This window comes from Paenibacillus sp. Y280 (assembly GCF_056786335.1).
This window is the reverse complement of record NZ_JBXCIW010000022.1, coordinates 66,424-74,142: the sequence shown is the minus strand read 5'-3', so window position 1 is coordinate 74,142 and position 7,719 is coordinate 66,424. Positions and strand designations below refer to the sequence as shown.

Genomic DNA, 7,719 nt, shown 5'->3' with positions numbered 1-7,719 from the left:
GTTAGACGAGGGTTCTACTTTGAGTTATTCTCATTTACCCAAAGATTCAATTGGATATGGCTGGTAGTAATTCCATCCGTTTAAAGATCCAAATTAGAGATTGGTCACGGATTCAGGAACTTATTAATGTTCCAGGCTCACAACTATAAAAATCATGATTTATATTTTTTAGTTTCAAAGAATCTTTTATAACACATGACTTATGCAGTTCATTCCAAGCGATGGAAACCGATTAATAGTCATAGAAATGTAAGCTAAAAGCCGGAAAACCCCTTGACTTTTGGGAATAACACCAATAATCGCGAAGAATACCTTTTCCAACGGGTATCTCTCTCAAGACAATAGGTGATTTCAGTGAAACAAACCCTTGAAAATCCACGATTTCGTAAGCTTCCACAAGGCGAATGCGCGGGAGCGCCAATCTTGCGATCGCTTTGGGAAAAGTTCGACTTTTCATTGCTTTTGACACAATCCGGGATATTCAAACGAAGCGGAGCACCGTCATGGATGCTTTGCTTTATGTACGTCATCGGATTGATCTCGGGATGCTCATCGGTAGTACAAATGAGCGCATTGGCTGGCAAAGATGCTCTACTTGAACTCATGTTTAAACCTTACAAACTCGCACAATACACGCTCAGCTGGTTTTTCACAGTCCCCCATGCATGGCTGACCTTTGGAAAAAAACGTGTTGCAAGACTTCAGGAAGAACGAGAAACTGCGCTTCATGAAGGCGATGTTATTAATCTCGACGATACGCATAGCGCTCATCCCTATACAAAGAAATTACCGTTTCTGTGTTGGCTTATGGACTCTTCATCGAAAACCTACAGCTGGTGTATGAACCTCGTTGTCCTGCAGGCGGTGCTCTAAAATGGACTTGAATATCCGTTGTTCTACCGCGCTTGGCACAAAGTGCCATGACCATGTGGCCGGTTTATTCAAGCATAGATTCTCACAATTACCGATACATATTTACTATAGAAATTGGCTTTTTTACTTAAATATGGTATTATTGACTAAGTGCACCTTCATACATTGTAAAAGTTCTTTTGTGCTCAAATGCAAGCAAATCCGAAAGCTATGAAATCAGAGAACATTATTGCAACGCAGTAAAACAGAAAAAAAAGGGGGAATATATTTATGAAGCAAAAAATCTTTTTTAAGATTTCTTTACTTATAATATTGATTTTATTAGTAGGTTGTAATAAAGAAAATGAAGAAAAAACATGGAATACGATTGATGATTTTGATAGAAATAGTAATGCGCTTTATGATGTTTATGTGGACCTATCTGGTAACTTAGGTTACATTCAAATTTCAAAAGATAGTAATGGAAATTTAATTGATGAAAAAAAAATGTATTACAATTTTAAAAGCAAATCAAAAACATTATCTACAATTATTGAAACATCACAGGGAGAAATTTATGGACCGGTTAATTCTGTTTCAAATCCGAAATATTCAGATAGAATTATTACTATTAAAGATGGGAAATTAGGAGATGAAATATTATTAAAATATGTGGATGGACCCTCTGAAATAATTAGCGATATAGAAAATCATAAGGCATGGATTATAGGGAGTCCATCTATTGCAGCTGTGTTTCCTAAGGGAAATCCAACGACAATTGTTGATGTTAAGCAAGGTAGGGAGATGAAAACAACCTTCCCTTTTATCAAAGGAATGGTGGGAAGTTTTGATATTAAAGATAATTATATTTATCTTAACATCTATGGTGCAAGAAAAAGTGATTATTTTGATGTTCCTGATAGTTACATTATGCAAATAGATCGGGTGAATCATAGTACGCGAATTTTATCAAAATCGGAAATTAACATTAGCGATGGGAGTTTGAAAGTAGCTCCTAATAATAGAATATATATAGCAAATAACAGTGGAAACGAATACAAGCTAAGTGTATTTAATATACAGGGTGATTTTATTAATAATATTAAATTTGAAAAACCGGTACATACAATGCTAATCGACAATACAGGGATTGCTTATATTGCTCATAAAGATAAGGATCAAATGGATGATTTTGCTGGTAGCACGATTACTATATTTGATACAAATAGTAATCAGGTGATTGGAGAAATAAGCGGTTTGAATGGTCCTATGGATATGAAAATTGTGGATTCGTATTTATTTGTTGCAAATATCAAGCACAACTCGATTGCTGTAGTAGATATAAATACTAAAAAGATAGTAAAGCAAATTGATTTAAGAGGAGAAGCCCCATATAATTTAGTTGTATTGAAAAATAAGTAGAATCATGGTTGATCCCCTCGTATCCCTCTCATGACGCAAATAAGAAATACTACAAGAAAATGACCGAGTAAACACCGAATCACTTTTTGTTTCACAAATTCGAAAAAATAATGTTCACAATCTACACATGTTTTTAAAATATGTTGAAGTTGCCTCACATCTAAGTAATCATTATTAATCCATCTTGCAAAAGTGGAGTAAATCAACTCATCCCTTAGCTCTGAATCAGTCGAACCAATGTTAGTTAGCTTATGATTAATGATTTCGTCTACATTTTGATTTAGAAGCTTTTCCTTCGTGAAATCTTTCAATTCACTTAATTGAGTCTTAACTCCATAATAATCACCCATTCTCAATTCATTATTTCCTCTACTTTTGCTTAGAGTCAGATGAAAGTTCTATGTAGATTGGTGATTTAGATAAATAACCATTTCAAATTCTGCCCCAAAATCCAGTGACTCATCTAATGAATTCTCGCATTCCCTTAGAAAGTAATTATGATTAAGCGATTCCCTTGCATTAAATTAAAATAATTAAGAAACTACTTTATTCTTTTTCACTTGAGAAATATAGCTGTGCAAGATCATGCCAATCATTACGACCAGCATACCGATCGTGGACAATAAAGTAGGCAACGAACTTCCTAGCATGAGCTCTCCTGCAACGACAAATAATACTTCCGTAAATTGTGTCGCTTCAACCACAGCCAATTGCATCAGCACGACTCCAAGAAGGATGATGATCGACATCATTAAACCTTTAAGCGGTATCTTTTTTCTAATTTCATGCGTTTGAATTTTCTCGTAAAATGTAGGGGTTATGAGGGAGCCTGAAATAATCGTAATTTGCCAAGTTCCGGCGGTAAGCCATCCTGGTCCATAAGCTGCCGCAAAACATAACGGAGCGTAGAATAGTCCAAATCCTACAAAGCTCCACATCAACCAAGCGCCAGGATGCTTCCGCATCTCTTGAATAAGCGGGCTTAAATTTTTTCTGCTTAGGACAAGAATTAGAAGTAGGGGAATCATAAAAATATAGCGCAATGAAGCACTCCATAACCATGACCCTCCAGACAATTCCATCTCTCGGTTTAGTACAAAAGTAAAAGCAAAAAACAAAGCGGAACAAACTCCTAAAAAAATGGGACGCAACTACATTCACCTCTGCTAGTCTGAAATATTTCTCTGTTCTTGGAATAATCCCAATCTAAAGTCGGATTTTTTTACAATTTGTTGCGCTTAACCGCATAATAATAGAAAAAATGAAACTGAACCCTCACGGTATAACCGAAAAGGGTTGTTTCGATAGGTTACATTTATTTTCGACTACAATCGCTTCTAAATTTAACCTTTCCAATTTTTAATTAAATCCTCAAGAGAGTAGCCATTAATAGTCACACCGGCAATATCACAATCGCTTATTTCCAAATTTGTTAAATTGCAATTTCGTATTTGAACATTTCTAAGGTCGCAATTTTGAAAGCTTATTGGTTTATACGGTTGTTCCGGATTGTAATTGCCATCACCCTGTTGGGGAAGTATGACGTTATGAAATTCGGCGCCAAATACCGATGAGCTGCAAGAACAATTGGAACAATTGTTGTAGCAAAAAAAAAAGGGGCTGTCCCAAAGTGTTCGCACGGAATGGGAGCATCCAAATTCTGCTCGTTTACTTGTTCCTAACTATGAAATTTTTTTACAAGCTAGTTAAGTGCCCTGGAGCTCCTGTCATTCGCTCCTTAACCTTACTTTTCTCAGGCTTTTTCGCTTATTCCAGCGCTCATTGTTCTAACCCGTAAGTTTGAAATAAATGCTATCTCAAATCATTTCAATTTTGTGGAATGAACAGGAAAAGCTCCATCTATTTTCCTGATAAGACACCAGTTTGTTCATTTAGCTGGAAAAACTACCGTTAATCGGAGTACATACACCGAAATAGGGTCAAAAGCGAGATATTAACGGGAGAAAATCCATTTAAACCTGTTTTTTGCCAAAAAACACATGAAATAACGGGAGTTTTTCCCATTAATGCTGACTCAAGAGGGCTTAGCCCCATAAATGATTGAACCCGAGACTACAGAAGAACCAGGGATTCCGCCGATTCCTGCTTCGTGGCTTGCCATAGGTAAACATGGAGTTGGGGAGACTTCCGCTTTCCCAACAATCTCATGAAGCAAGCAGCCATAGACCTGAATAGAAAAATAGCGGTACAGGAATAGCCCCCTGTACCGCTATTTTTTCACTTCCAACAGTCCATTCAAAGCGAGCTATCTTCCCAGGGAGCATACTACGGACAGCCCCGTAACTCGGTCATAGAAGAAGCTGACCGATGAGCCATGCTAGCGCGCCTGCAAAAAGCGACGACAGCAGGTTCACCCTGTCGTTGTTCAGCCAGGCGAAGCCGCGCACTTTCTCCGCCGCGCTGCCGCAATGCGCGGCGCGCTCGGTTTCGCTGCCGCATACCCGGCAGCGAAACATGGCCTGGCCGGTTGCGCCGAGCAAGGAGTCGGCGAAGGCCCCGGCCAGGCCGGCGGCGGCCGCGGCGGCGATGTATGCCGCCGCCGCAAGCCCGCCGCCAGGCGTACCCGCAGCAGCCTCTGCAGGCTGCGGGGCCGCCAGCAGCAGCGCGGCAACGGCGCCGATGAACACGGCGCCTGCGAGCGCTGCTGCGCTGCCGAGCGGCGTGACTCCGCCGCTCGTTCCCGCAACAACCGGCTTGCCGCTCGTCACCGATCGCGGCGCCGTCTTGCTTAGGGCCCCGATCTCGGTGGCCCAAGTATCCGCGTTCACGGCAGCCATCACGCCGATGTACGCGAATAGCCAGCCTTGATCCGGCCACAGCGCATGGGCGGCGCATAAGAGCAAGCCCACGCCGCCGTTAGCCCATACCTGACCGGCATCGCGGCGACCGGTCTTCTCATATTTGGCTTCTGCCGAAGCTTTGGCACGATGCTTCCTTTTCCACTTCGACCAGAGCGTCGAAGAAACAAAAAAACCGATCAATAACCCGAACCAAACCGGCTCACCAAGCGTCACGAAACCGGTTCCCATAATAATCGCCGACCACGCGCCTGAAGCGGACAATGAGCGAACAAGGTATGCTGCTGCAGCAATAAGACCGCTTCCGATTAAACCAGCAAGCAATCTTAACCACCATTCATCTATCCATCCAACCATGTAACGAGCGACCTCCTGCTTTTGCATCAATCGAAGTAATTCCTATCTATTCACACTCTTCAAGCGTGCCTCATGCCAGCGCTCCGGATAGTTGGTGCAAATCATAATATCAGGATCTAATTCGGCAACCTTCCGAATGGCGCGTTTTTCGTTGATCGTCCAAGCCATCACCCCCATGCCTGCACTCCTCAGCATCGCAACTCGTTCTTTGTTCAGGCGAGAGTAAGCGATGGATAGAAAGTCAGAGCCAAGCTCCTTAAGCTCCTTCGGCAGCGTATTGCGCCAGCCATCAATAATAAGGCCGGTACGAATTTGACTAGAGAGCTTGCGCATGCGATATAATGCCCCTTCATGAAAGGAGGTTATGACGACTTCCTTCTCCGCATGATAGGCTTGAATGCATGCCAGCACCTTTTCCTCAATCATCGGATAACGGATGCCGTCCGTCTTCAGCTCAATATTAAGCTTGCAATACCCGACCGCTTCCTTAAGCACCTGCTCAAGCGTTGGGATAGGCTCCCCCTGATACTTTTGCGAAAACCAATTGCCTGCGTCAAGCGACATCAGCTCTGCAGCCGTTTTGCTTTTCACATCGCCTTTGCCGTTCGTCGTTCTGCGAAGTGTATAATCATGAATGACAACAGGAATATGGTCCTTAGACAGATGAACGTCAATCTCAATCCATTCCACATCGGGATCAGCGATCGCAAGACGAATGGCAGCCATCGTATTTTCCGGCGCGCGGCTAGACCAGCCTCGGTGCGCTACGCACGGATTTCTCATTATGCGATCATCCTTTCATTGCATATCCATTACTTAGGGACAATCATGCCATCCTCTTTAAGCTTCACGCCAAAAGAAATCGCAGACAATCGATCAAGCAGCGCCTTCCCGGCACCCGCTTCTAGCGGAGTCGGCTGCGCATTCACCGTAAACATCGGATGGAAGGTCATCTCGCAATTGCCGTTTTTTGTGCAAAGCGCATCGAGTACACCAGTCTCACCCGCCGTCTCCTTTGGATACGAGGTAAATATAAAGTTTCCTAAACTGTATGCGATCCATTTCCCTTTATACATTTCAAAGCCTTGCAGCACATGCGGATGACTGCCAATGACGAGGTCCGCGCCCGCATCAATATATTGCCGACCAAAATCCTTCTGGTAAGGCTTTGGCTGATCCACGCGCTCTTTGCCCCAATGCACCATCACGACAACGATATCCGCCTGCTCCTTTGCTTTTGCAATAGCGGCTGTTGCGCGTTTGACGTCATAGCTTTCTGCCACGCCGGGTCTATTTTTCTCCGCTTTCCATGAACCGAACGGCACCACTCTGCTAATGCCGACATAAGCAACCTTAATGCCTCGCACCTCTTTAATGAGGGGAGCATAAGCCTCTGCAGCGTTCTTGCCTGCGCCCATATGCGCAATTCCCGCTTTATCCAAATGCTTCATCGTATCCAGCATGCCCTCAACGCCTTGGTCAAGCGCATGATTATTGGCTAGGCTCATCACATCGAAGCCTGCATCGCGCATCGAAGGCAGCACATCCGGCGCGCCTTTGAACACATAAGGGGTTCCTTTAACCGGTGTGCCTCTTGTCGTCACAGGAAACTCCAAATTCCCTGCCGTAAGATCGGGCTCGCTTAAATACAATAAAGACGGTTTATATAGATAATCATAGCCTTCGCGGTCCGTAATGGCTTTCACATAATCAGCGACCAGCAAGTCTCCGACGAAGGAAAGACTGACCTTCTCTTCTTCACTGCCTGTGGGCTCAGTTGCTGCAGCAGCATCGTCTTTCTCAGGCGATACATTCGTATTGCTGTCATTGCTGCTATCATTTCTACTAGCATTACTACTAGCATTATTACTAGCATTACTACTAGCATTGCTGCTATCATTACTACTAGCATTACTACTAGCATTGCTTCCGCCTTCATTGCCGACAACAGCGGCATCATCTTCAGCAGAATCAGCCTCATCTACTGGCTCTGCTGCATTTTCTGAGCCTGCCGAATCAGGCTGTACTGCCTCTGTCTGCTCCTTCTTGTCCTTGCTAAATAATTGTGCCAGCTTATCTGAATTCACTGTGATAAGCCATGCTCCTAGAATAACTATGATGGCACCAACAAGCGTGAAATTTACGATTAATAGCTTTCTAAGCTTTTTTTTACGTTTAAGCTTGTCCTGCTGATGCATTTCGGACCGTGATACGTGCATGGAAGATGGCTCCTCTACGATAAAGTTAGTAGTCCGTTAATCGTCAGACT

General features: G+C 43.1%; 6 protein-coding genes. 2 read left to right on the top strand and 4 right to left on the bottom strand.

All coding sequences use genetic code 11. The features are described from left to right. Nucleotides 1-354 precede the first annotated feature (354 nt). Together AC1TPC_RS22085 and AC1TPC_RS22080 are read left to right on the top strand one after the other, a co-directional pair. The gene (locus AC1TPC_RS22085; protein WP_482068966.1) at nt 355-873 is read left to right on the top strand and encodes a hypothetical protein; all 519 of its coding nucleotides are present in this window, start codon (nt 355-357) and stop codon (nt 871-873) included. A 270-nt stretch (nt 874-1,143) separates the two neighbouring features. Beyond that, the gene (locus AC1TPC_RS22080) at nt 1,144-2,274 is read left to right on the top strand and encodes a YncE family protein (protein WP_482068965.1); all 1,131 of its coding nucleotides are present in this window, start codon (nt 1,144-1,146) and stop codon (nt 2,272-2,274) included. 533 nt (nt 2,275-2,807) lie between these two features. On the opposite strand, the gene AC1TPC_RS22075 is transcribed toward AC1TPC_RS22080, so the two are convergent. From AC1TPC_RS22075 to AC1TPC_RS22060, 4 genes are all read right to left on the bottom strand, one after another. Continuing rightward, entirely contained in the window at nt 2,808-3,425 is a 618-nt protein-coding gene (locus tag AC1TPC_RS22075; protein WP_482068964.1) for a multidrug resistance efflux transporter family protein, read from the bottom strand. Between the two features lie 1,158 nt (nt 3,426-4,583). Then, the gene (locus tag AC1TPC_RS22070) at nt 4,584-5,450 is read right to left on the bottom strand and encodes a DUF92 domain-containing protein (RefSeq protein WP_482068963.1); all 867 of its coding nucleotides are present in this window, start codon (nt 5,448-5,450) and stop codon (nt 4,584-4,586) included. Between the two features lie 42 nt (nt 5,451-5,492). Further along, nucleotides 5,493-6,233 (bottom strand): glycerophosphodiester phosphodiesterase, encoded by a 741-nt coding sequence (locus AC1TPC_RS22065; RefSeq protein ID WP_482068962.1) that lies wholly within the window; start codon nt 6,231-6,233, stop codon nt 5,493-5,495. A 29-nt stretch (nt 6,234-6,262) separates the two neighbouring features. Beyond that, complete coding sequence (locus AC1TPC_RS22060; protein WP_482068961.1) at nt 6,263-7,669, bottom strand: CapA family protein; 1,407 nt, start codon at nt 7,667-7,669, stop codon at nt 6,263-6,265. Nucleotides 7,670-7,719 lie beyond the last annotated feature (50 nt).

What these genes read in the sequence shown, in the direction of transcription:
- AC1TPC_RS22080 (WP_482068965.1), top strand. Translation starts at nt 1,144, where the DNA reads ATGAAGCAAAAAATCTTTTTTAAGATTTCTTTACTTATAATATTGATT.
- AC1TPC_RS22070 (WP_482068963.1), bottom strand. Translation starts at nt 5,450, where the DNA reads ATGGTTGGATGGATAGATGAATGGTGGTTAAGATTGCTTGCTGGTTTA.
- AC1TPC_RS22065 (WP_482068962.1), bottom strand. Translation starts at nt 6,233, where the DNA reads ATGAGAAATCCGTGCGTAGCGCACCGAGGCTGGTCTAGCCGCGCGCCG.
- AC1TPC_RS22060 (WP_482068961.1), bottom strand. Translation starts at nt 7,669, where the DNA reads ATGCACGTATCACGGTCCGAAATGCATCAGCAGGACAAGCTTAAACGT.